The 22,891-nt window shown below is 41.3% G+C and carries 22 protein-coding genes; 16 read left to right on the forward strand and 6 right to left on the reverse strand.

The window, feature by feature from the left end:
• Nucleotides 1-100 precede the first annotated feature (100 nt).
• The 10 genes from PING_RS09640 to PING_RS09685 all read left to right on the forward strand — a co-directional run bounded on the left by PING_RS09640 (nucleotide 101) and on the right by PING_RS09685 (nucleotide 9,843).
• Nucleotides 101-592 (forward strand): L,D-transpeptidase family protein, encoded by a 492-nt coding sequence (locus PING_RS09640; RefSeq protein WP_157035344.1) that lies wholly within the window; start codon nucleotides 101-103, stop codon nucleotides 590-592.
• A gap of 146 nt (nucleotides 593-738) precedes the next feature.
• A complete protein-coding gene (locus PING_RS09645) occupies nucleotides 739-1,569 on the forward strand; it encodes a hypothetical protein (RefSeq protein WP_011770187.1) in 831 nt (276 codons plus the stop codon).
• Between the two features lie 147 nt (nucleotides 1,570-1,716).
• Entirely contained in the window at nucleotides 1,717-2,223 is a 507-nt protein-coding gene (locus PING_RS09650; RefSeq protein ID WP_011770188.1) for a DUF3087 domain-containing protein, read from the forward strand.
• A 257-nt stretch (nucleotides 2,224-2,480) separates the two neighbouring features.
• Entirely contained in the window at nucleotides 2,481-3,674 is a 1,194-nt protein-coding gene (locus tag PING_RS09655; RefSeq protein WP_011770189.1) for a glycine C-acetyltransferase, read from the forward strand.
• A 12-nt stretch (nucleotides 3,675-3,686) separates the two neighbouring features.
• The gene (tdh, locus tag PING_RS09660; RefSeq protein ID WP_011770190.1) at nucleotides 3,687-4,721 is read left to right on the forward strand and encodes an L-threonine 3-dehydrogenase; all 1,035 of its coding nucleotides are present in this window, start codon (nucleotides 3,687-3,689) and stop codon (nucleotides 4,719-4,721) included.
• A 37-nt stretch (nucleotides 4,722-4,758) separates the two neighbouring features.
• Nucleotides 4,759-5,625, forward strand: coding sequence for a DUF7281 domain-containing protein (locus tag PING_RS09665; RefSeq protein ID WP_011770191.1), 867 nt, complete (start codon nucleotides 4,759-4,761; stop codon nucleotides 5,623-5,625).
• Between the two features lie 23 nt (nucleotides 5,626-5,648).
• Nucleotides 5,649-6,197, forward strand: a complete 549-nt coding sequence (locus PING_RS09670; RefSeq protein WP_011770192.1) for a hypothetical protein — start codon at nucleotides 5,649-5,651, stop codon at nucleotides 6,195-6,197.
• A 46-nt stretch (nucleotides 6,198-6,243) separates the two neighbouring features.
• On the forward strand, nucleotides 6,244-6,723 hold the full coding sequence (locus PING_RS09675; RefSeq protein WP_011770193.1) for an FKBP-type peptidyl-prolyl cis-trans isomerase: 480 nt from the start codon (nucleotides 6,244-6,246) through the stop codon (nucleotides 6,721-6,723).
• A gap of 179 nt (nucleotides 6,724-6,902) precedes the next feature.
• Nucleotides 6,903-9,332, forward strand: coding sequence for a DNA polymerase II (locus PING_RS09680; protein WP_011770194.1), 2,430 nt, complete (start codon nucleotides 6,903-6,905; stop codon nucleotides 9,330-9,332).
• A gap of 319 nt (nucleotides 9,333-9,651) precedes the next feature.
• On the forward strand, nucleotides 9,652-9,843 hold the full coding sequence (locus PING_RS09685; protein ID WP_011770195.1) for a CPXCG motif-containing cysteine-rich protein: 192 nt from the start codon (nucleotides 9,652-9,654) through the stop codon (nucleotides 9,841-9,843).
• A 120-nt stretch (nucleotides 9,844-9,963) separates the two neighbouring features.
• On the opposite strand, the gene PING_RS09690 is transcribed toward PING_RS09685, so the two are convergent.
• Nucleotides 9,964-10,815 (reverse strand): tetratricopeptide repeat protein, encoded by an 852-nt coding sequence (locus PING_RS09690; RefSeq protein WP_011770196.1) that lies wholly within the window; start codon nucleotides 10,813-10,815, stop codon nucleotides 9,964-9,966.
• A gap of 175 nt (nucleotides 10,816-10,990) precedes the next feature.
• Here PING_RS09690 and dapA point away from each other — a divergent pair, with 175 nt between their 5' ends.
• Entirely contained in the window at nucleotides 10,991-11,872 is an 882-nt protein-coding gene (dapA, locus tag PING_RS09695; protein ID WP_011770197.1) for a 4-hydroxy-tetrahydrodipicolinate synthase, read from the forward strand.
• Complete coding sequence (gene bamC / locus PING_RS09700; protein ID WP_011770198.1) at nucleotides 11,869-12,993, forward strand: outer membrane protein assembly factor BamC; 1,125 nt, start codon at nucleotides 11,869-11,871, stop codon at nucleotides 12,991-12,993. The genes dapA and bamC overlap by 4 nt, the downstream gene beginning before the upstream one ends.
• Before the next feature lie 40 nt (nucleotides 12,994-13,033).
• On the opposite strand, the gene PING_RS19940 is transcribed toward bamC, so the two are convergent.
• A complete protein-coding gene (locus PING_RS19940) occupies nucleotides 13,034-13,210 on the reverse strand; it encodes a DUF2897 family protein (RefSeq protein WP_083761745.1) in 177 nt (58 codons plus the stop codon).
• Between the two features lie 187 nt (nucleotides 13,211-13,397).
• Nucleotides 13,398-14,501 (reverse strand): phosphoribosylaminoimidazolesuccinocarboxamide synthase, encoded by a 1,104-nt coding sequence (locus tag PING_RS09705; RefSeq protein WP_011770199.1) that lies wholly within the window; start codon nucleotides 14,499-14,501, stop codon nucleotides 13,398-13,400.
• A 280-nt stretch (nucleotides 14,502-14,781) separates the two neighbouring features.
• On the opposite strand from PING_RS09705, the gene PING_RS21390 reads away from it, so the two are divergent.
• Genes PING_RS21390 through PING_RS09715 form a run of 4 tightly spaced genes read left to right on the forward strand, consistent with a single transcriptional unit; the run spans nucleotide 14,782 to nucleotide 17,114 of the window.
• On the forward strand, nucleotides 14,782-15,321 hold the full coding sequence (locus PING_RS21390) for a sensor histidine kinase (RefSeq protein ID WP_232279420.1): 540 nt from the start codon (nucleotides 14,782-14,784) through the stop codon (nucleotides 15,319-15,321).
• Between the two features lie 5 nt (nucleotides 15,322-15,326).
• Entirely contained in the window at nucleotides 15,327-15,995 is a 669-nt protein-coding gene (locus PING_RS21395; RefSeq protein ID WP_232279421.1) for a sensor histidine kinase, read from the forward strand.
• Nucleotides 15,992-16,432 (forward strand): sensor histidine kinase, encoded by a 441-nt coding sequence (locus tag PING_RS21400; protein ID WP_232279422.1) that lies wholly within the window; start codon nucleotides 15,992-15,994, stop codon nucleotides 16,430-16,432. The genes PING_RS21395 and PING_RS21400 overlap by 4 nt, the downstream gene beginning before the upstream one ends.
• Nucleotides 16,422-17,114 carry a response regulator gene (locus PING_RS09715; protein ID WP_011770200.1) on the forward strand — a complete coding sequence of 231 codons (693 nt, stop codon included), beginning with the start codon at nucleotides 16,422-16,424 and terminating at the stop codon, nucleotides 17,112-17,114. The genes PING_RS21400 and PING_RS09715 overlap by 11 nt, the downstream gene beginning before the upstream one ends.
• A 52-nt stretch (nucleotides 17,115-17,166) precedes the next feature.
• On the opposite strand, the gene PING_RS09720 is transcribed toward PING_RS09715, so the two are convergent.
• The 3 genes from PING_RS09720 to acnD are packed head-to-tail and all read right to left on the reverse strand — an operon-like array spanning nucleotide 17,167 to nucleotide 22,890.
• The gene (locus PING_RS09720) at nucleotides 17,167-19,053 is read right to left on the reverse strand and encodes a propionyl-CoA synthetase (RefSeq protein WP_011770201.1); all 1,887 of its coding nucleotides are present in this window, start codon (nucleotides 19,051-19,053) and stop codon (nucleotides 17,167-17,169) included.
• Nucleotides 19,054-19,087: 34 nt separating this feature from the next.
• Nucleotides 19,088-20,281 (reverse strand): 2-methylaconitate cis-trans isomerase PrpF, encoded by a 1,194-nt coding sequence (gene prpF, locus PING_RS09725; RefSeq protein WP_011770202.1) that lies wholly within the window; start codon nucleotides 20,279-20,281, stop codon nucleotides 19,088-19,090.
• Nucleotides 20,282-20,283: 2 nt separating this feature from the next.
• Nucleotides 20,284-22,890, reverse strand: a complete 2,607-nt coding sequence (gene acnD / locus PING_RS09730) for a Fe/S-dependent 2-methylisocitrate dehydratase AcnD (RefSeq protein ID WP_011770203.1) — start codon at nucleotides 22,888-22,890, stop codon at nucleotides 20,284-20,286.
• Nucleotide 22,891: the final 1 nt, after the last annotated feature.

Here is a 22,891-nt window from a genome sequence, read left to right on the forward strand (position 1 = left end):
TATTTAATATTCTGTTTTATTTTTAACTCACACAACAAGTTAAGAGAAAAATTGCTCACTTCATCGTAGGTTGTTGTATGAGTTATTTTATATGGGGATAATGAAAAATTTATTTATTATAATTTTATTTATGCTGCCGTTAATTGCGGGTGCTAATACGCTTCTTCCTCTCGCCGATCAGGTTGTGGTAGAGAAGTCTAAGCGTAAAATGTATTTGATTAAGCAGGGGGTCGTCTATCGGGAATACCCAATAGCTCTGGGCTATCGTCCGATTGGTCATAAGGGCAAGGAAGGTGATAAAAGAACGCCGGAGGGAAGGTATATTATTGATTATAGAAATCCTGAAAGTCGCTTTTATTTGTCTCTGCATATTAATTATCCCAGTGAAAAGGATCTGCAGTCAGCTGCAGATAATAATGTCAGCCCCGGAGGCGAAATATTTATACATGGACAGCCAAATAACACCAAACATCATCCGTCTAAATTTAGAGGTCGCGATTGGACCGATGGTTGCATTGCTATTACCAACCAGGACATAAAACAATTTTGGACTTTGGTAAAAGACGGTACGCCAATCGAAATCAGGCCATAAAAGAAAACTCTTTTGGTTTTTTCTGTCATCAAAAATGCATAAAATAGAAAATAACTGTGGCTCATGGCTCAATATGACTGGATAGAGCCATCGTTGATTTTGTGTCCTAAAATAAGAACAAAGTTAACCGCTATCAGAGAGGTATAATGGATTTTAATAAGCACAGACCTTTTCACATTAAATTTTATATGCTGGTCATTTTATCCAGTTCGATGCTTTTTGGTTGCGCAACTTATAATATGGATGGTCACATTTTTTCCACCATGAACGGGGCGCTTGATTATCAAAAAATGATGTATAAGGAACAAATCGAGGAGGTAAAAACCAGTCAATATTTTGGTGGATCAATATTTATTAATGTGCCATCGGATTTTCTTTTAACACAGCCTCCTTTTGTAACGGGAGAGCCGGATTCGGCATTACAGCACTATTTTTTAAGCCTGTATAAACAAGATTTTAAAGCTGTAAAATATGCAATCGAAAAATCAAACATGTTTAATAGTGTTAAGGTTGGTCAAGTCGATTCTTATCTGAATTATTCAACAAAGTACGGTTATCGATATTTGGCGGTGAGTAATGGTGATGGCTCCTGGACAATTAATGATTTATACCTTGGTGCAAATAGAGTCGCCCGATTTCCAAAAAACTTTTCTCGAAGAATTGATCTGTTAGAGAATATTATTATAGAATTTGAAACGGAAAAAAGTTCTGAACAGCTTTTTTCAGAGTATATTCCGATCAATGAAACTTTCTTTTTCGATGAAAAAACTGGAAAAGGTAGTCTCTCGGTGAATGGGCAAGGCATTAAAACAAGACATTGGATGTTGAAAAAAATAGCTGACTTTACCGGTGCAAAGAAAGTACATTCAGGGGCAGATGAATATTTACCTGCCCAATTATTTACCGTTTTAGATGAACAGATTCAAGATGGTTTATTCACTATTAAATTTGATACGAATGTACCATCTTATCATTAAAATTTTTACTTGCCCGCCCTATAGCCTTCCTGCTGACAGGCTGGCTTTCATTTCCCGTTCTGTGCAGCGCTGTTTTAAGTATTTATCGCTTGGTAATATGTTGCTTAGCTTTTACACTGCAGCAATTTCGACAATAATGAGGTTTTTATGCAGCTAGTGTTAATCAATAAACAACGATACCGTCGCCATTTAAATATTGTCATCGCTGCCTGTATTACAACGTTAGTAATAGGCAGTTTAGGCGTCGCACAACTGCTGATCTTGTTATTTCCAGATCCATCGGGTTCTCATTTTTATTGGAATTTGCTGGGGGTAATAGCAACTTGTTTATTATTAGTCACGCTATTATTGAAATTTAAAACGCATGATTTTATGACCGAAGTGACTTATGTTTGGGACTTAAAGCAGTCCTTGAATAAAATAACCCGCGCGATGAGAAAATTGAAAATGGCAGCAAACCAAGGTAACGAAAATGCAATGAACGCACTGCAATATAGTTATGATGGCTCGCGTCAATTATGGTTATTAGATGATAATGTTCTGACCTTAGAAAGTTTAGATGATAGTCAAAAAGAGCTGGACCAATTGGCTATTAAGTATGATTTCCTGCTGGATGCTAAAAACTACCGCAGTGAGCTGCTAAAATCATTGTAATGATAGCTTATGAAAAAAACAGTGAGAGCGAGGTTTGGAAGTAGCGCCAGGCAGCAGGGTGTTTTTTTGCTGGTGGTCTGATGACTATTTTGATCGGTATTTCGCACTTTTCATGATCACAAGCCAAACCGCATTATAAAAAATGACGGTAAAAACAAATCATTGTAAATATATTTACAATGATTTGTCTCCCATACTCTCTGTTTTAATATAAAATAGTTAAATAATTTTCTGCTAAATCAATATCGTGGTGTGTCATGTCTAATAAATTCTATCAACAAATCAATCAACAAATCGAACAAGTCAAAAATGATGGCCTTTATAAATCAGAGCGAATTATTACATCAGCTCAACAAGCCTTAGTATCAATAGCAAGTGGTGAGCAGGTGCTTAATTTTTGTGCCAATAACTATCTTGGTTTAGCAAACCATCCTGAGTTGATTGCAGCTGCTAAAAAAGGGCTGGATCAACAAGGTTTTGGTATGGCCTCCGTACGTTTTATTTGCGGTACTCAAGACAAGCATAAAGCTTTGGAAGCCAAGCTCTCTGGCTTTTTAGGCATGGAAGATACGATTCTTTATACTTCCTGTTTTGACGCTAATACCGGTTTATTTGAAACTATTTTGAATGCCGATGATGCCATTATTTCAGATGCGTTAAATCATGCTTCTATTATAGATGGTGTACGTTTATGCAAAGCTAAACGTTTCCGTTATGCAAATAATAATATGGCTGAATTAGAAGAGCAGTTAATCGCCGCAGAAAAAGCCGGTGCGCGCAATACATTGATTGTGACCGATGGTGTCTTTTCAATGGATGGGGTAGTCGCCAATTTACCAGCCATTTGTGATTTGGCTGATAAATATGATGCATTGGTGATGGTTGATGATTCTCATGCTGTTGGTTTTATGGGTGCCAATGGTCGTGGTACCCATGAATATCATAATGTAATGGGGCGTATTGATATTATTACCGGCACCTTAGGTAAAGCTATGGGGGGCGCATCCGGTGGTTATACAGCGGGCAAAAAAGAAGTGATTGATTGGTTACGCCAACGCTCGCGTCCTTATCTTTTTTCAAACTCGCTTGCCCCTGCGATTGTTGCAGCTTCCATTGAGGTGCTCGACTTATTGGCTAAAAGTCACGCGCTGCGTGAAAAACTTTGGGAAAACTCTGCGCACTTTCGTCGCCGCATGACTGAAGCGGGTTTTACCATGGGTGGCAGTGACCATGCTATTATTCCTATTATGTTGGGGGATGCAAAAATAGCCGCCGAGTTTGCGGAAAGAGCCCTGTTGAAAAAAGTTTATGTGGTGGCTTTCTCGTTTCCTGTTGTACCAAAAGATCAGGCACGTATCCGTACGCAAATGTCTGCCGCACATACAACTAAGCAGCTTGATTATGCGATTGATGTCTTTATTGAAGTTGGTAAAGAGATGGGCTTAATTTAATTGGAGAGCAAAATGAAAATAAAAGCGCTAGCAAAATTAAAACCAGAAGTGGGCATTTGGATGACCACAGTCGATAAGCCTGAGCCCGGGCATAATGATTTGTTGATTAAAATCCATAAAACAGCCATTTGTGGTACCGATATCCATATTTATAACTGGGATGAATGGTCACAAAATACGATTCCTGTTCCAATGGTTGTCGGCCATGAATATGTCGGTGAAGTAGTTGGAATGGGCCAGGAGGTTCGCGGATTTAGCGTTGGTGACAGGGTATCGGGCGAAGGCCATATTACCTGCGGACATTGTCGTAACTGCCGGGCAGGGCGGACGCATCTTTGCCGTAATACTATTGGTGTGGGGGTTAATCGCACGGGTGCATTTGCAGAGTATTTAGTTATTCCGGCTTTTAATGCCTTTAAAATACCCGCAGGTATTTCCGATGATTTAGCATCTATCTTTGACCCCTTTGGTAATGCAGTGCACAGCGCTTTATCCTTTGATGTTGTTGGTGAAGACGTGCTTATTACCGGTGCCGGCCCTATTGGTATTATGGCGGCTGCAGTTGCGAAACATGCTGGTGCGCGTTATGTGGTGATAACGGATATTAATGAATATCGATTAGATCTGGCCAGAAAAATGGGCGTGACCCGCGCGGTTAATGTCGCCCAGCAAAAACTCGAAGATGTTATAGCACAACTGGGCATGACGGAAGGTTTTGATGTTGGACTCGAGATGTCCGGTGCGCCCGTCGCCTTTAATAGTATGCTTAAAAATATGAGCCACGGCGGTAAGATTGCACTGTTAGGTATTCCACCTTCTGATATGTCCATTGATTGGAATATGGTTATTTTTAAAGGGCTGGTTATTAAAGGAATTTATGGCCGGGAGATGTTTGAAACCTGGTATAAAATGGCCAGTTTAATACAATCCGGTTTAGATTTGGATCCCATTATAACTCATACTTTCCCCGTGGATAAATTCCAGGAGGGCTTTGATATGATGCGTTCGGGTAAATCGGGAAAAGTCATACTGGACTGGTCTATTTAGTGGTAGCTGACGAGAGCCGTTTACAATATGGAAAGTGATGAATAAACAACTTTTTGATTATTGTCAACGCCTGCTAAAGAAACACGATCAGGGGGGAGCGGTTAAATTAACCCCTTTTGCACGTACTTTGCACCTTGAATACGGATTTGGTGACATTGACCGTGCTTATTTGTATTTTAGCTATGATCAACGGCTCACTCTTATTCAGGATATAAAAAAACTCTTAGCACTGGATGTGCTGTCGCAGGAGTATCAAGCAAAATCCCGGCAGGATAATGCACAAACCAAGCGTAATGAAAAAGACAACAGTTATGCCGTTGGGCGGGATTTTGTGCTTATTAACAGTCTGGAGAGTTTTCAATTTAACGGGAAAGTTTATCCCGCGATGCCCTTCACATCATTAGGCTTATACGTAAAAGCGCAGGAGATTAAATCAATACAGCATAAGCAAATTGTGTTTGTTGAAAATTTAGAAATAATGGCTAATCTGCCGGCACTGAATCTGCCGGAACAACTGGATAACCCGTTATGGATTTACCGTGGTGACATTCAGGAAAAACAACACACAGGGACGGCCTATGCGTTCTTTAAAGGTTTTAATAATGATCAGCACGAATTAATCTGCTTCAGTGATTTAGATCCGGCAGGCATTCAAATTGCCCTGACCTGTGATGCACAATATTGGTTAACGCCTAATAACAGTGCGGTGATTGAATTTTCAAGGGCTAAGGATGTTGAAAAAGAGTGGTATAAACAGAATGCCGCGATTCAATATCTGAAAAACATTAAAAAGCTACCCGCTAAATGCCAAACGGCTTTTGATCTCATGCTGAATAATCGTAAAACCCTTAAACAAGAACATATGCTCGCCCATCAAATTCCGCTTGGGCTTTATAAGTTATGAAAAATGATAAAAAGGAAAATAAAATGAACCAAGCCTTTGACGGTTTTGTAAAAGAACTTTGCAGCGCCAATGTTAACTTAAACGAACCAGTTTTTTTCGCAAAAAGTGCTGTTTTTTTAGAGCAGGAATTGACACGTTATCTAAAGATAGAAGGTCAACATAAGCACTCGTTACGTTTTTTAATCTTATCGGCAAAAAAATTAAAAAACAGTGAAACCGATAATAAATTTTGGAATGCTTTATTAGCCTTTAACCGCTTAATTGAAGGGGCTATTGAATCTCAATGCACGTCACAAAAAAGTGATCATTGGCTTAGATTTATCAATATTATTGAAAACCTCCAAGGTTATAAAGGCAGTCAAATCTTTACCACAACCAATATCAAACAAAAAAGAAAACTGCGTTTGTATTTTGCTTATATGCTGACCTGGGAACATATACGCTATATTGCAGGATATGAGGATGATTACTCACCAAGCGGTGATATTTTAGATGCTTTTTCACCGTTAGAAGAAGAGGGTGAGCATTGTCATGACGATGCTCATACTCATTGCCATGATCATGAGCATTAAGACTATTGGCCATACCCTAAATTATTTTTATAAATGAGATTTATATATGTTAATTAACAAAAATTCAGTCGTTGAATTCCATTACACATTAAGAGATACAGATAAAGAACTTGAAAACAGTTATGGCGGTGAGCCATTAATTTATTTACATGGTTTTAAGGGGTTATTTGAAACACTGGAAAATGCCCTGGTCGGTAAAACAGTCGGCGACAAATTAGAGGTGACATTAACACCTGAGCAAAGTTATGGTCAACGTAGAGAAGGCGCTTTACAACGCATCCCCATTAAACATCTGCAGGGGGCAAAAGTCTGGAAGCCGGGTATGACAGCGGTTGTTGAATCAAATCAGGGGCGTGAGCAGGTGACCATAGTAAAAGTGGGGCGTTTTAATGCCGATTGTGATTTAAATCATCCTCTTGCGGGTAAAACTTTAACCTTTGCGATTGAAGTCGTTGCGCTGCGTGAGGCCACAGAGGAAGAAATAACGCATGGCCATGTGCATAATAAAGGCGGATGCGGCCACTAATCATTAATTGATTTTTAAAAAGGCGCAGAGTGCGCCTTTACCCTTATATTTTTTATCTCTTCTTTTTCAGATTCCATTAATCAGCAATAATTGAGGTCAGCAGTAATTGATCAGCAGCAATTGCAGTTATTTATTAGTGATACTTTCATTAATTTTCTATTTTGAGGTCAGTTAATTTTATGTCAGGATCACAGCGGCATCAAATTGCAGGGTTAATTCTCACCCGCCGGCAACATGAAACGCCGCAAGGCGTGGAGTTGGAGCTGTGGCTTGCGACGAAAGAGGGGCCCTGCCGGGTGTTCTTACCTGCACAACGTTATGTGTTTCTTATTCACCAGCAACAGCTTGTTAAGGCGCAGGCACTATGGTCAGCGGTGCATTTGACCCCTAATGAAATTCGTCCTCTCTCTTTGACCTCTTTTAACGGATTATCGGTTAGCGCTATTTATTGCCTTAATAACAAAATGTTCAGACAACTTCAGGATATTTTAACCACTGCGTCCATTCCGATTTTTGAAGCCGATATTAAGGTCTGTGACCGTTATCTGATGGAGCGTTTTATCTATGGCACTGTCTCTGTGCAGGGGGAATGCCATTGGCAAGGGCATTACTGGCACTGCCGGGCCGCAAAAATTTCACCTGCCACAGTAACATCCAAGCTTAAACAGGTCTCATTGGATATTGAATGCAGCCCCTTGGGGGAACTTTATTCGGTTGGGCTTAGCTACGGCAATACTGACTCTGATAAGGGAAGCGCATTGTTGGACAGCGATTGCTGCGCAACGGTACTGATGATTGGGGAACATGAACCCTGTGATGATATTAATATTCAATGGGTTGCAAATGAACAAGCCTTATTGTGCGCATTAGAAGCTTGGTTTCAATGGCATGACCCGGATGCGGTTATTGGCTGGGCAGTTACAAACTTTGATCTGCGCCTATTAGTCAAACGGGCTGATGCACACAATATGCCCTTAAGACTTGGGCGAGACGGCTCAGCATTACGCTGGTTACCACACCGTCAAGCTCCAGATCAAGGCACGGTTATTTTAAATGGCAGAGTGGTCTTAGAGGGTATTGATCAACTTAAAAATGCGGGCTGGATGTTTGAAAGTTTTAGTCTGGAATTTGTCAGTCAAGCGATGTTATCTGCAGGAAAACTGCTTACTAATCCGCATAACTACAATCATAACAAGGGCTTGGAGATAAAACGTCAATTTGAGCAGGAGCCTGTCTCACTGGCGCGTTATAATCTGCAGGACTGTTTGCTGGTGGAACGCATATTTGCCAAGGCACAATTAACGGAATATGCAATACAACGTGCCCGATTAACCGGTTTAGCACTGGATCGCAGGGGCGCATCGGTTGCGGCCTTTACTAATCTTTACCTGCCGTTATTACATCGTAGTGGTTATATCGCACCTAATATTGGTGATATTGAAGCACAACATTCACCCGGTGGCTTTGTTATGGATTCAATACCGGGTCTTTATGATTGGGTATTAGTGCTGGATTTTAAATCATTATACCCCTCTATTATTCGCAGCTTTAAAATTGATCCGATGGGCATGATTGAAGGGCTTAAAGAAAATGAAAAAAATGCTATTCCTGGCTTTAGAGGGGCAAGATTTAGCCGTAATAAACACCATTTACCGGATATTCTGGACAAGCTCACCGCGGCAAGGGAGTCAGCTAAAAAAGAAAATAATCAACCCTTTCAACATGCGATTAAAATCATTATGAACAGTATGTATGGGGTACTAGGATCCGCGGGTTGCCGTTTTCACGATACCCGTCTAGCCAGTTCAATTACCCTGCGCGGCCATCAAATTATGCTGGAAACGCGCGATTTTATTGAACAACAGGGCGAGCAGGTGGTTTACGGGGATACTGATTCAACCTTTGTTTGGTTAAAGCACTGCACTAATGCCATTGATGCACAAGCGCGGGGAAAAGTGCTTGAAAAACGCATTAACCAATATTGGTCGAATAAACTGAACTTGGAATTCCAATTAGATTGTTTTCTGGAAATTGAATTTGAAACCTGTTTCAGGAAATTTTTTATGCCGACATTACGGGGATCTGAGACCGGCTCTAAAAAACGTTATGCTGGACTAAAAGTGACCAATGACGGTGAGTTAATGCTATTTAAAGGGTTAGAAACGGTGCGTTCGGATTGGACCGAACTTGCTCAGGATTTTCAGAAAAAGTTGTATGCTAAAGTGTTTGCCAATGAGCCGATAGATAGCTTGGTAATTGATACGGTTGAGTTGTTAAATAAGGGAGAGCTTGATCAGCAGTTAATTTATCACAAGCGCCTGGGGCGTCCTTTGAATGCGTATCTTAAAAATGTGCCTCCGCAGGTACGGGCTGCACGTTTGGCCGATCAGATTAATGCAAATTTAGGCCGTCCACTGCAATACCAGCGTTCAGGCCGGATTGCTTATCTGATCACTGTCAATGGACCCGAGCCTGCAGATTATCGGCAATCCTGCATTGATTATCAGCACTATATAGATAAGCAGCTTAAACCGATAGCGGAAGCTATTCTACCTTTGCTTAGCAAAAACTTTGATGACATGATCTCAGATCAAATGCGTTTGTTTTAATTCTATAATTTATTGTAATTCTATAATTTATTTTAATGCTATAAAAGGACAGTTAATAAAATGATGCCGCATTTCAGCGACATTAACGCATTTTTAACATAAGAAGAGGGTATTGTTCGAATAATGCGCTTTTTTAGTCCTTATGTTGTGTGTTATTTGTAGATCCTTACTCAACAATAAAATTGGTTGCATTCAACATGCTTTGTCTTTTAACATAGTTTCTCTTACAACATGGTTTCTCTTACAACATGGTTTCTCTTACAACATGGTTTGTATTATAAGAAACGCGATATATTTAAAATACTAAGCGAAAAATACTATGAATGAACTTGATTCCCAGAAAGTGCACTGCCCCTATTGTGGTGAAATAATAGAACTTGTGATCGACTGTTCGGTCGAACAACAAAATTATATAGAAGACTGCGAAGTCTGCTGTTGCCCAATTGGTGTGGATGTCAGCATAGATTATGAAGGGCAAGTATTGCTTAATGTTTCACATGAAAATGAATAAAAAATTTGCTGGTGGGACGCTTGCTGGGAGTCACTTAACGGTGAGAGTGGCCTTGCAACATGCGTAAATAAAAAGCATGTTGCGTCTTGTTAGTCGTATGGCAATACAAGCGTATTTTCTTTAATGCAGCAAACTATACAATTTACGACGGTATTCACTGACTAAAGCAGCATCATCTATGGTGGCGAGAATGTCTATCATGGCTTTTTTGGGCGACCCGTTATCGTAGTCTAAGTTGTTCACTAATAGTTTGTATAATAAAGCTAATGCTTCTCCATTACGGTTAGCATGGTTGTATTGAATGGCCAGTTGATATTCAATGGCCATTTTATCCTGTGCAGTTTCAAGTTGTTTTTCTAACGCAGTTATTTCAGGCGTTTGTGCTGATTGCTGCGCTAATTCTAATTGCGATATTAAACTATGGTAGATCATGTTTTGATGGGCCATAGGAATAATCTTCAAAATAGGTCTGGCATCTTCATGTTGGTCCATTGCAAGGTAAATCTGCGCTAATGCTAATTTGATATCATTATTATCAGGCGCCATTCTAGTGGCTTCAATGATCTTTTCTTTTGCTTCTACTAATTTCCCTTGTGCGAATAATGTTTGCCCCGCCTGCAGTAAAACCTGACTTTGGTCGGGAGTATGCTTATTTATAAAAGTACGTATAAATTCTTCACTTTGCTCTCCGGCAAAGCCATCTACCCCTTGCCCATCGATGAACATAAAGACACTGGGGACACTTTGCACGCCAAAGTGGTTGACTATCTGCTGTTCTTGATCGCAATTTATGCGCGCTAGTGTAAATGCCTGTTCATCTTCGGCATGTAATTTATCCAGTAAAGGTAATAAAGTATTACAAGGTTCGCTTTGCGGGGACCAGAAAACCACTAACACGGGGTTTACTTTTGAACCTTCGATAATAATTGATGGGAAAGTAGAGACGGTAATATCATGATTATTAGTATGCATTTTATCCTCAAAAGTTAGCTGCTATTTATTTTCAGGCTAGATTATCGTTTAAAAAGAGGAACGCAAGCACCAATCTCTTATTTTTGCTTTAAGAAGTTGAATCTATCCGCTTTATTGCTTGTTTTTAAGTGCATGCAAAAGTAACATTGATGAACTAATAAAGAGGAGCTTTAAGATGTTAACAGGCAGTATAGTCGCACTCGTGACACCCATGGATAAAACCGGTGAAATTGATTTCCTTACCTTAAAACAACTTGTAGAATTTCATATAAAATCTGGCACCGCTGCTATCGTCGCTGTTGGTACTTCTGGGGAATCAGCAACATTAGATGTTGATACCCACGCAAAAGTGGTGATAAAAGCGCTGGAGTTTGCAGATGGACGCATTCCCATTATTGCGGGAAATGGTGCAAATTCAACCTCAGAAGCTGTTTTGTTAAGTAAACGTTTTGCCGATAGCGGCATTATAGCGGGCCTTAACGTCACTCCCTATTACAACAAACCTACCCAAGAGGGCCTGTTTCAACACTTTAAAGCTATTGCGGAGTCCTGTGATTTACCGCAAATATTGTACAATGTCCCTGGTCGAACATCTGTTGATATGTTGCCGGAAACCGTTGCGCGTCTTTCTAAAATAAAAAATATTATTGGCATCAAAGAAGCCACGGGTGATTTAAATCGTCTTGCGGATATTAAAGCCTTAGTTGCTGATGATTTTGCTTTATACAGTGGTGATGATGCGACCGGATGTGATTTTCTTCTTCAGGGCGGACATGGTGTTATTTCTGTTACCACTAATATCGCGCCGGTTGAAATGGCTAAAATGTGTGAATATGCATTAAGCGGCCAGGCTGATTTAGCTAAAAAAATAGATAATCAGTTAGCGCCCGTGCATAAATATTTATTTATCGAATCTAATCCAATTCCGGTAAAATGGGCCTGTGCAGAAATGGGATTATTACCTTCTGCTGACTGTCGTTTGCCATTAATGATGTTAGATAAAAAATATCAGCCGATTGTCCGTAACGCCTTAATTGAAGCTAAACTAATTTCATGAGCAAATTCTATAAATCAGGCCGGGTAACAACAGCCGTTATTGTTGCTTTATCGTTAAGTGCTTGTGCGCGTTTTGATGCCAGAACACAAGCAAATGGTGATTTTGATTATGTTCAAACTCCTAGGGGTGAACACTACCAGACGGCCCATTTTACTCAGAATGAAGCAAGAGACATTTATGATATTCCAGCGTTAACTGAGCAGCAAAAACGCATTGGTTTTTTATCGTCAAATGTTGATATTCGTCCGCCAACTCAGTTAATCCCAGTGATTGATGGGGTAGTGCTTGAGGCAAATAATAGCGATAAAACAACGGTATTATTTAATGCATTCAACCACACTGAAAATATGAAAGACAAGGTTTGGACACTTCTTGAGTCATATATAGCCGCAAATAATATTGAAGTTGCTGCAAAAGACAGTAACCTTACACAAATAGAAACAGGCATGTTTCGCCACCAACAGGCTTATGGTAGTTTTTTATTTAGGACTAAAGTAGTAAGGGAATCCAGTTACCGGTTTACCTTGAATCAGCCACAGGGTGGACAGAATGCGGCTTTGACTGTTGAAGTCTTAAGTTATTCTGAAAAAAATGACAATGTGGATCTAAAAGTCAATTTAACGGCGAGAAGTAAAAAAAGTATTGAACTGCGTCTAGTGAATGATTTGTTAAAATATGCTTATCAATTAAAAGAAAGCAGTGAGCTACAAGTCGCTAACTCGCAACCACTCCCCATAAAACTCGGTTATGATGATAACAATCAAATGGTTTGGATTGTTGATGCTGACTTTATTGTTAGTTGGACTAAATTACCTGATTTGTTGGCATTGTTAAGATTTGAACAGGTTGATGCAGATAAGAATCTGGGTTATTACCTGGTTAAATTTAAAGCGCCTAATGCTAAATACTGGCCGGAAAATAACCTTAATTCATTCGAGCTTGATAATGCTGAATACTTTATTCAGTTGGGTGAATTGAACAGTGGCAGTACGTCGATAACCTGGTTAGATGCGGATAAAAAACCCTTAGCAGATGAAAAAGTAACAGAAATTTATTTTAGTATTACCTCGAAAATACGTGATGTTTTATTGTTAAATGAAAACCAAAGTAAAGCGTTATAGTTACCTCCCGGTAATAAAATAAACAGGAAAAACCATTAGATTATTTAGCTTTTGGTTTTTCTTTTTCTTTCTGTAATGCTTTCTCTTTTTTTTCTTTTATTGCGCGTAATATAGAGCCAGGCACTTTCATATTTGCCGTTTGTTTTAAGAGCAATAAGTTGGAAATTATTATGCCTAAAATAAAGATGATGATTAAAGCGACTGCCCAGCCCTTCATAATAATTTCCTTAAGAGAAAATCCGTTGCTTGTTGATAAATTATAGCTTAATGGATCTTTTTTTATATTTTCAAGTGCAGTTTTAACCGTTCAATATCCAAGGTGGGCCTATGTTCCACTTTCCAAACAGGTCTCAGTAAGTATAAATAGCAGGAAAAATCCCTGCTATTATTATTTTAGAATATTTCTAGTCAATTAAACCATACTGCCTGTCAAGAATTTCAATGATTTCAGCTTTTGGATTATCCGAAAGTGTTATTTTATGACCAATGATTTTTTCAGCAATGCTAATATAGGTTGCAGATATTTTCATTAATACTGCCGCTGGAAGGGCATTATTTTTAGCAAGATCACTTCTCTCCGCCATCCGGTCTTTGTTTAACAGAATATCCGGATCAGGGAAGTGATTTAATAATAACTGTCGGAAATCTTCTTTAGAGTTTTCTACAATATTCCCTTTTTGGTATTCTGCCGCATCCCAAATCCGCGATGAATCAGGTGTACCCACTTCATCCATATAGATGAGTTTCTCATTGCCCGCTTTATCCTTCACGTAACCAAATTCAAATTTAGTATCCACAAAAATCTGACCGATTTTAGCTAATTCATGACTTATAACGTTAAAGCCTTCTTTTAATAATTTCTCATAAAGAGCAATGTCTTGTGTTGTGGTAAAGTTAAAAGCAGCAAAGTTATCTTCTATATTTTGACGGGTAATATTGACATCATCCACGGCTGCTACGCCGGGAATCCCCTCAAGAATTCCTTTAGTTGAAGGTGTGGTCAGTAATTCGGGTAATTTTTGATCTTTTTTCAACCCATCTGCTATTTCAATACCACAGAATTCACGTTCCCCCTTTTCGTAAGCGCGCCACATTGAACCGGTGATATATTGACGGCAAATCGCTTCAATCATTACCGGTCGGGCTTTTTGTACTATCCAAACTAACGGATGGGGGATATCTAAGATATGACTATCAGCGAGTCCCTGATCCTTAAACAGTTTGAACCAATGGTTAGAAATAGCATTAAGGGCAGCCCCTTTTCCCGGTACGCCATTCATGCCACCTTCTGCGTGCCAAATGCAATCAAAAGCAGAGATACGATCACTAATAACCATAATAGCCAGTGGCGCATCGGCTGCAACATTATAACCTTTTTCTGCGATTAGACGGCGGCTATCGGATTCTGTTAACCAATAGACTGAGCGTACTTTACCACTGTGCACAGGTTGTGTGGAGCGAATGGGTAGATCATTATTAACAGCTAATACTTTGTCGGCAAGACTCATAAACAACTTCCTATATGAAAATTTAGATGAAACAAGAGTGCCTTGTCTCGGAATAGATTAGATGGATCATAATAGCAGAATAGATTTACCGGTGCATTTCAAAAATAGCAGTTAATAATACAAATAAATTTTTCTTTAATTTCATTTTTTGAAGCGCTGCTTGGGTAATGATTATCATTTACTGTTAGTGTTCAAGGTTTTTAATCCTTCAATAAAATGAAAATAACCATACTAAATAACTATATTAAATAAGAATGATAAATAACTATGCCAAATAACCATGCCAAATAATAAGCTTTATAAATGTAATAAGCTCAGTTTCAGACACCGCTTATTGGTTATTATGACTCTTTCCGGCTTAATTCAACTTTTAATTTTATCTGTTGCCGGTTTTATGTATTTAAAAGATTCTGAGGCACAGGATAGTGGTAATACCGCGTTAGGCATCGCAAAATTTTTAGCAACTACTCCGATGGTGCTTGATGCGCTGCAGAATCAAGATGTTGATTTAATCCGGCATGATATTGAGACAATGCGTAACTCAATCAATGCGGCATTTATTGTTGTTGGCGATATAAATGGTATTCGCTATTCTCATCCGGTTGCTGAAAGAATTGGTCAGAAGATGCAGGGAGGCGATAATGATGATGCGTTGATAGAAGGACTCTCCTATGTTTCTTATGCAAAAGGTTCTTTAGGTAATTCGGTCCGCGGGAAAACCCCTGTCTATGATCCCGCAGGGAATATTATCGGGGTTGTCTCGGTGGGCTATTTGGTCAGTACCATTGATGATAAAGCTTACCCTTTCCTGTTTTTTTGATAACCATGGCATTGCTGGTCGTGCTGGCTAATGCGGTTATTTCTAATTTTACCGCGCGGCGTTTTCAGCATGCGATTTTGGGATTTGAACCGGAGGAATTTGGACGGCTTTATATGGAACTGCAGGTAACCTTAAGTACCATCAAAGAAGGTATTATCAGTATCGATAAAAACAGTCACATCACCTCTATTAACCAGAGTGCTTGTCAGATATTAAATATTAAAACCGAACAGGTACTGCATGGACATCTAAAAACAGTGTTACCTGATTGTGATTTAGCGGATGTGTTGCTAACTCATCATGCCGAAAACGATGTTGATGCAATTCTTAATGGACAAGCGATTATTGCCAATCGGCAGTTGATTATTGTTGAGGGGGAGGTCGTTGGCGCGGTATCGAGCTTCCGGCTTAAGAATGAAATTACTGAACTGACCAAACAACTCTCACAAATTCGCGAATATGCAGATTTATTACGCTCACAAACCCATGAACATAGAAATAAACTGAATACCATTAGCGGCTTGATTCAACTCGGTAAAACAACGGAAGTATTGTGCTTAATCGGGCAGGAAAGCGAACGTTACCAATATCTTATTCAATTTTTGCGTGAAGCGATTCTTGAGCCGATTATTGCCGGTGTGTTATTGGGTAAAAGCGAAAGAGCGAAAGAGTGAGGGAATTAGGGTTAGTGCTCGATATCGACGACGGCTCGCGACTGCAGCAACTCAACGAACCTATGCGTCCTGAAGACCTGGTCACCATTTTAGGCAATTTTATCGATAATGCCTTTGATGCCTGTCTTTCTGATCGGTCGTTACATACAGAAGATAAAAAAGTGTCTATCAGTATCACCGATTTCGGGGAGGAAATTATTATCGAAGTTGAAGATAATGGTTGTGGTTTACCGGAACAGTTTAAGCATCGAGCGCTGCTGCAAAGAGGTGTATCGAGTAAACCGGGTCAGCATCGTGGAGTGGGTCTTTATTTAGTAAATCAACTTATTACTCAATATAAAGGTCAATTGATTATGGAAGACCAAGACAAAAAAGGCACACGGATGACCGCTTATATACCCAAAATACTGACAAAAGGACGGATAAATGTTAAATGATCAAAATGTGAAAGTGTTAATCATTGAAGATGATTTGGGTATAGCCGAAATTCATCGTCGTAATTTGATGAAAATAGAGGGGTTTGATGCGATCGGCATTGCAACGAGTAAAAATGAGGCGGAAACATTATTAGATGTTTTAGCCCCGGACTTGGTCTTACTGGATCTCTATCTCCCCGATGGAAATGGACTCGATATTTTAAGGTATCTTCGCCAGCAGGAGCATGCCTGCGATGTGATTTTAATTACAGCGGACAGAGAAGTTGAAACATTGCAGCAGGCGATGCGCGGTGGGGTGGTTGATTACCTGCTTAAACCCGTGGTCTTTTCGCGTCTGCAGGAAGCGCTGCATAAATATTTAAAACAAAAAAACAAGCTTGGCAGCATAGATGATTTAGATCAGAGTATGGTTGATTCAATGATTTTTAATGCCTTCACCGGCACCACTCAGGGAGGGCATCTGCCTAAAGGTATCGATAAAATGACGCTGGATAAAGTGCGGGTGTTGTTTGATCAACATGCACAGATAACAGCAGATAAATCGGGAGAGCTTATTGGAGCAAGCCGCACTACGGCAAGAAGGTATCTGGAGCACCTTATTAGCGCCGGTGAATTACAGGCGGATTTACACTACGGTACGGTCGGCAGACCGGAAAGGACTTATAAAAAAACACGTGGCTGAGAATACCCATTAAGCGCAACGAAATAAAGTAACGCTTAATGGGGTGTAGTAGCTACTTCTGAGGTTGAAGAGCGCTTTCTATTTCAGTGATGCTGCTCGGATCATCAATGGTCGAAGGCATAGTATATTGCTCACCGTCGGCAACTTGCTTAATAGTTCTGCGCAGGACCTTACCTGATCGTGTTTTAGGCAGACGATTTACCACAAGAACCCGTTTAAGGCTGGCAACCGCGCCAATGTCGTCACGTATTTTTTGTATCAGCTCCTTTTCAACATTACCGTCCACGGAATAATGACCATCTTTTAATACCACAAAGCCGATTGGCATTTGTCCTTTTAACTCATCATGTGCACCGATAACGGCACACTCGGCGACATCGGGATGGCCGCCCAGCACTTCTTCCATTTCGCCCGTGGATAACCGGTGTCCGGCGACATTAATCACATCATCAATACGGCCCATCACAAACAGATAACCGTCGTCATCGATATAACCGCCATCTCCAGAGACATAATAACCCGGAAACTGGGTTAAATATCCAGATTGAAAACGCTCATGATGGCGCCAAACCGTCGTTAAACAACCTGGCGGCAAAGGGCATTTAATAACTATGTAACCCTGAGTGTTAGGCGGTAAAGGCTCGCCGGCCTCATCTAAAATATCTACCTGAAAACCCGGGACCGGTTTAGTTGACGATCCTGGTTTCAATGGGAAAGTCTCTAGCCCCAGAGGATTGCCTGAAATTGCCCAGCCCGTTTCAGTCTGCCACCAGTGATCGATCACTGGAAGGTGAGTCTTGGACTGTACCCATTCCAGAGTCGGGGGATCTAAACGTTCTCCAGCCATAAAAATAGTGCGTAAGTCGGGCATTTTATACTGTTTAATTAACTCGCCTTCCGGATCTTCTTTTTTAATTGCCCGAAATGCGGTGGGAGCTGAAAACAAAATATTAACTTTGTATTCTTCACAAACCCGCCAAAAAGCGCCCGGATCAGGAGTTCTTACCGGTTTACCTTCATAGAGAATAGTGGTGCAGCCATGAATTAACGGGGCATAAACGATGTATGAATGACCCACCACCCAGCCGACGTCCGATGCTGCCCAATAAACATCACCTGGTTTTGCATCGTAAATGGTCGACATGCTGTATTTCAAGGCCACTGCATGACCGCCGTTTTCACGGACAACACCCTTAGGTTTTCCCGTTGTACCCGAGGTATAAAGTATATACAGGGGATCACGGCCACTGACGGGAACACAATCATGAGGGGCAGATATTGCAACCTGCTCGGCCCAGTCAATATCTCTGTTTTCGGTAAGTTCAGCCGGGTATTCGTCACGCTGCAGAACCACCACATTTTTAGGCTTAAAGCGGCTATCGGCCATCGCTTTATTGATCAACGGCATATACGGAATTATTTTTTTGACTTCAATCCCGCAGGATGCGGTCATAATCACTTTAGGTTCAGCATCTTCGATTCTGATCACCAGTTCATTCGGTGCAAACCCGCCGAATACGACGGAGTGAACCGCCCCTAAACGTGCGCATGCGAGCATTGCCATTACCGATTCTGCTATCATCGGCATATAAATAATGACTCTATCGCCCTTTACCACGCCAAGATCCGCGAGCATGCCGGCCGTACGAGCAACATGATCGGTTAATTCTTTGTAGGTATACTGCTGTTTTTTTCCACTGACAGGTGAGTCATAGATCAGTGCAGTTTGATCACCCCGGCCGTTTAGAACATGATAATCGAGTGCCAGATAGGCGGTATTCATCTGCCCATCAGCAAACCAGCTATCAATACCGTTTTCGTCTTTGCTTAATATTTTTTCCGGAAATTTAAACCACTCTATGGCTTTGGCCTGTTCCTGCCAAAAAGTCAGAGGATCATTCTTAGCGCGATTAAATTCATTTTGATATGCAGAAATCATCATATTTCCTTTTATTAATGCCTGTAAAATTAGTCTATAGAGTGGTTGCCGGAATACGTACCCAGCCTTCCATTAAGATACGTGCGCTGCGGCTCATAACAGCTTTATCGACCGACCATTGGCCATCTTGCAGGCTGGCTTGTGCACCGACCTTTAAGACACCCGAAGGATGACCGAAGGTAACCGACTGGCGCTCGCCACCCCCTGCTGCCAAATTGACTAAGGTGCCTGGTATCGCCGCGGCTGTACCGATAGCGACTGCCGCCGTACCCATCATTGCATGGTGAAGTTTCCCCATAGACAAAGCGCGCACATGCAAATCTATTCGCTCTTTATTAATAGATTTACCGCTAGAGGCAATATAATCCTGCGCCTTGCTAACAAAAGCAATTTTAGGCGTATGCTGCCGCGTGACTGCTTGATCAATATGCTCAATGAGTCCCATTTTTAGGGCCGCAAAAGCACGTATGGTTTCAAACATCTCAAGCGCCTTAGGATTCGAATTAATCGCTTCCTGCAGCTCAGTACCCTGATAACCCAGTTCCTTTGCATTCAAAAAAACAGTGGCAATACCTGCATTAATCATTGTTACTTTAAAATTACCAATACCTGGAACGTCCAACTGATCAACAATATTGCCCGTGGGAAACATTCTATTTTCAGCATCAGAAGGGTCGATAAATTCGACTTTAATTTCAGCGGCAGGGAAAGTGACACCATCAAGCTCAAAGTCACCCATTTCCTGTACCTCGCCATCACAAATAGGAATATGGGCGATAATGGTTTTACTGATATTTTCCTGCCAGATACGTACCACGGCAATCCCGTTAGCAGGAATGCGGCTGCTATCGACTAAACCTGCGTTGATAGCAAATGCGCCAACAGCTGCTGATAAATTGCCACAATTACCACTCCAGTCTATAAAGGCTTTATCAATGGCAACCTGACCAAAGAGATAATTCACATCGTGATCATTTTTTTCACTGCTGGAAAGAATAACCGTTTTACTGGTACTGGAGGTCGCGCCGCCCATCCCATCGGTTTGTTTACCGTAGGGATCTGGACTGCCGATAACACGCAGCAGTAAAGCATCACGTGCTTGCCCGGCAACTTGCGCCGCCTGGGGTAAATCCTGACAATTAAAAAAAACGCCTTTACTGGTTCCCCCGCGCATATAAGTAGCGGGGATCCTGAGTTGCGGCAGATAGTCAGCTGTTTTATCCGTCATGTTTAAACCTCTTCCTTTGATGACTCGATAAAATCTTGCGCAAAGCGCTGCAGAATACCGCCCGCTTCGTAAATTGATACCTCTTCTTCGGTATCTAATCGGCATTTGACCTCAACATTAATCGTTTCACCACTGGGGCGATTGATGATTAAGGTTAACAGGGCACCGGGTGTCGGCTTGCCAATTACATCAAAGGTTTCAGTGCCGTCAATGGCATAAGTATGGCGATTTTCAGCATTAATAAATTCAACTGGCAGAACCCCCATCCCCACAAGGTTAGTACGGTGGATACGTTCAAAACCTTCAGCAACAATGACTTCAACGCCGGCGAGTCGGACGCCTTTTGCTGCCCAGTCACGTGATGATCCCTGACCGTAATCTGCACCTGCGACAATGATCAACGGCTGTTTACGTGCCATATAAATTTCAATCGCTTCCCACATGCGCATTACATTGCCTTCGGGCTCAACGCGGGCAAGTGAGCCTTGCTGAATCTCGCCATCTTTTTTGACCATTTCATTAAACAGCTTAGGGTTGGCAAAGGTAGCTCGTTGTGCCGTTAAGTGATCGCCCCGATGGGTTGCATAGGAATTAAAGTCAACTTCCGGTAAGCCCATTTTATCAAGGTATGCCCCAGCTGCACTGTCTAACATAATGGCATTCGACGGGGATAAATGATCCGTTGTAATATTGTCACCAAGTACTGCCAAGGGACGCATATTTTTTAGTGTCCGTTCGCCGGCTAATGCACCTGACCAATAGGGAGGACGGCGGATATAAGTACTTTCCGGGCGCCAGTCATAAACGGGACTGATTTTTTCAAGTTCTTCGTCGTAATCAACTTTAATGTCAAACATTGGCTCATAAACGGCTTTAAATTGAGCAGGTTTTACACACTGGGTAATTATCTCATCAATTTCAGCATCGCTTGGCCAAATATCTTTAAGGGTGATCTTGTTGCCATCAGGATCAATGCCCAGCGCATCATTTTCAATATCAAAGCGAATGGTACCGGCAATGGCATAAGCCACAACTAACGGAGGTGATGCAATAAAAGCTTGTTTAGCGTAAGGGTGAATACGACCGTCAAAGTTACGGTTACCCGAGAGCACCGCCGTAGTATAAAGATCGCGCTCAATGACTTCTTCCTGAATTTTTGGATCCAATGCACCACTCATGCCGTTACAAGTTGTACAGGCAAAGCCGACAATGCCAAAACCAAGCTCTTCCAGTTCAGTTAATAAATTAGCTTCTTCAAGGTAAAGCTGAACGGTTTTTGAGCCTGGGGCCAGTGATGTTTTAACCCAAGGTTTACGGGTTAAACCCAGTTTGTTGGCATTTCTTGCAACTAATGCTGCTGCAATCACATTACGCGGGTTAGAGGTATTAGTGCAGCTGGTGATAGCGGCAATAATACAGGCGCCGTCTGGCATTTTGCCGGCTTCGTTTTCGACTACGCCGGAGATGCCTTTTGCGGCAAGATCGGCGGTTGAAACGCGTCGGTGCGGGTTTGATGGCCCGGCAATATTACGGCCTACAGCAGACAGATCAAAATCGATCACCCGTTCATATTCAGCATTAACTAAATCATCTGCCCACAGACCGGTTTGTTTGGCATAGTTTTCAACTAATTCAACTTGTTTTTCATCACGGCCGGTTAATTTTAAGTACTCAATGGTATTTTTATCGATATAAAACATGCCCGCCGAGGCACCAAATTCCGGGGTCATATTGGAGATAGTAGCACGATCGCCCAGGGTTAAATTGGCCGCGCCTTCACCATAGAATTCCAGGTAACAGGAGACCACTTTTTGATTACGTAAAAATTCGGTAATGGCCAATACAATATCGGTTGCGGTAATACCTTCCTGGCGTTTGCCAAAAAGATGCACCCCAACAATGTCCGGCATACGCATATAGGATGCGCGGCCTAACATCACACTTTCAGCTTCTAATCCGCCGACACCCAAGGCTAGTACGCCTAACGCATCAACATGCGGGGTATGGCTGTCTGTCCCCACTAAGGTATCAGGAAAGGCGACACCCTCGCGACTCTGAATAACCGGAGACATTTTTTCCAGATTGATTTGATGCATAATGCCGTTACCGGGCGGGATCACTTCCACATTTTCAAAGGCAGTTTTAGTCCAATTAATAAAATGAAAGCGATCATCATTACGTCTGTCTTCAATCTCTCGATTTAATTCAAAGGCGTCTTTTTCAAAGCCCGCATGTTCAACGGCCAGAGAGTGATCCACAATCAGTTGGGTTGGTACAACGGGATTAACTTTAGCGGGATCGCCACCTTTTAGTGCGATTGCATCGCGTAATCCGGCTAAATCAACTAACGCGGTTTGCCCCAAAATATCATGACAAACAACACGGGCAGGATACCAGGGAAAATCTAAATCCTGTTTACGCTCAATTAGTTGATTCAGTGAATCGACTAATTTATCAGGTGCACAGCGGCGTACTAAATTTTCAGCGAACACGCGTGAAGTATAAGGTAATTTTTCATAGGCACCTTTTTTGATATTGTTAACGGCTTCACGCGTATCAAAATAGTCTAAGCTTGTACCCGGTAAGGGTTTACGGTAATTATCATTCATA

Origin of the sequence: Psychromonas ingrahamii 37 (genome assembly GCF_000015285.1) — a bacterium.
Classification (GTDB): Bacteria; Pseudomonadota; Gammaproteobacteria; order Enterobacterales; family Psychromonadaceae; genus Psychromonas; species Psychromonas ingrahamii.

Bases quoted from the DNA above. Each gene is read 5' to 3' on its own strand.
- PING_RS09640 (WP_157035344.1), top strand. From the start codon at position 101: ATGAAAAATTTATTTATTATAATTTTATTTATGCTGCCGTTAATTGCG.
- PING_RS09645 (WP_011770187.1), top strand. From the start codon at position 739: ATGGATTTTAATAAGCACAGACCTTTTCACATTAAATTTTATATGCTG.
- PING_RS09650 (WP_011770188.1), top strand. From the start codon at position 1,717: ATGCAGCTAGTGTTAATCAATAAACAACGATACCGTCGCCATTTAAAT.
- PING_RS09655 (WP_011770189.1), top strand. From the start codon at position 2,481: ATGTCTAATAAATTCTATCAACAAATCAATCAACAAATCGAACAAGTC.
- tdh (WP_011770190.1), top strand. From the start codon at position 3,687: ATGAAAATAAAAGCGCTAGCAAAATTAAAACCAGAAGTGGGCATTTGG.
- PING_RS09665 (WP_011770191.1), top strand. From the start codon at position 4,759: ATGAATAAACAACTTTTTGATTATTGTCAACGCCTGCTAAAGAAACAC.
- PING_RS09670 (WP_011770192.1), top strand. From the start codon at position 5,649: ATGAACCAAGCCTTTGACGGTTTTGTAAAAGAACTTTGCAGCGCCAAT.
- PING_RS09675 (WP_011770193.1), top strand. From the start codon at position 6,244: ATGTTAATTAACAAAAATTCAGTCGTTGAATTCCATTACACATTAAGA.
- PING_RS09680 (WP_011770194.1), top strand. From the start codon at position 6,903: ATGTCAGGATCACAGCGGCATCAAATTGCAGGGTTAATTCTCACCCGC.
- PING_RS09685 (WP_011770195.1), top strand. From the start codon at position 9,652: ATGAATGAACTTGATTCCCAGAAAGTGCACTGCCCCTATTGTGGTGAA.
- PING_RS09690 (WP_011770196.1), bottom strand. From the start codon at position 10,815: ATGCATACTAATAATCATGATATTACCGTCTCTACTTTCCCATCAATT.
- dapA (WP_011770197.1), top strand. From the start codon at position 10,991: ATGTTAACAGGCAGTATAGTCGCACTCGTGACACCCATGGATAAAACC.
- bamC (WP_011770198.1), top strand. From the start codon at position 11,869: ATGAGCAAATTCTATAAATCAGGCCGGGTAACAACAGCCGTTATTGTT.
- PING_RS19940 (WP_083761745.1), bottom strand. From the start codon at position 13,210: ATGAAGGGCTGGGCAGTCGCTTTAATCATCATCTTTATTTTAGGCATA.
- PING_RS09705 (WP_011770199.1), bottom strand. From the start codon at position 14,501: ATGAGTCTTGCCGACAAAGTATTAGCTGTTAATAATGATCTACCCATT.
- PING_RS21390 (WP_232279420.1), top strand. From the start codon at position 14,782: ATGCCAAATAATAAGCTTTATAAATGTAATAAGCTCAGTTTCAGACAC.
- PING_RS21395 (WP_232279421.1), top strand. From the start codon at position 15,327: ATGGCATTGCTGGTCGTGCTGGCTAATGCGGTTATTTCTAATTTTACC.
- PING_RS09715 (WP_011770200.1), top strand. From the start codon at position 16,422: ATGTTAAATGATCAAAATGTGAAAGTGTTAATCATTGAAGATGATTTG.
- PING_RS09720 (WP_011770201.1), bottom strand. From the start codon at position 19,053: ATGATTTCTGCATATCAAAATGAATTTAATCGCGCTAAGAATGATCCT.
- prpF (WP_011770202.1), bottom strand. From the start codon at position 20,281: ATGACGGATAAAACAGCTGACTATCTGCCGCAACTCAGGATCCCCGCT.
- acnD (WP_011770203.1), bottom strand. From the start codon at position 22,890: ATGAATGATAATTACCGTAAACCCTTACCGGGTACAAGCTTAGACTAT.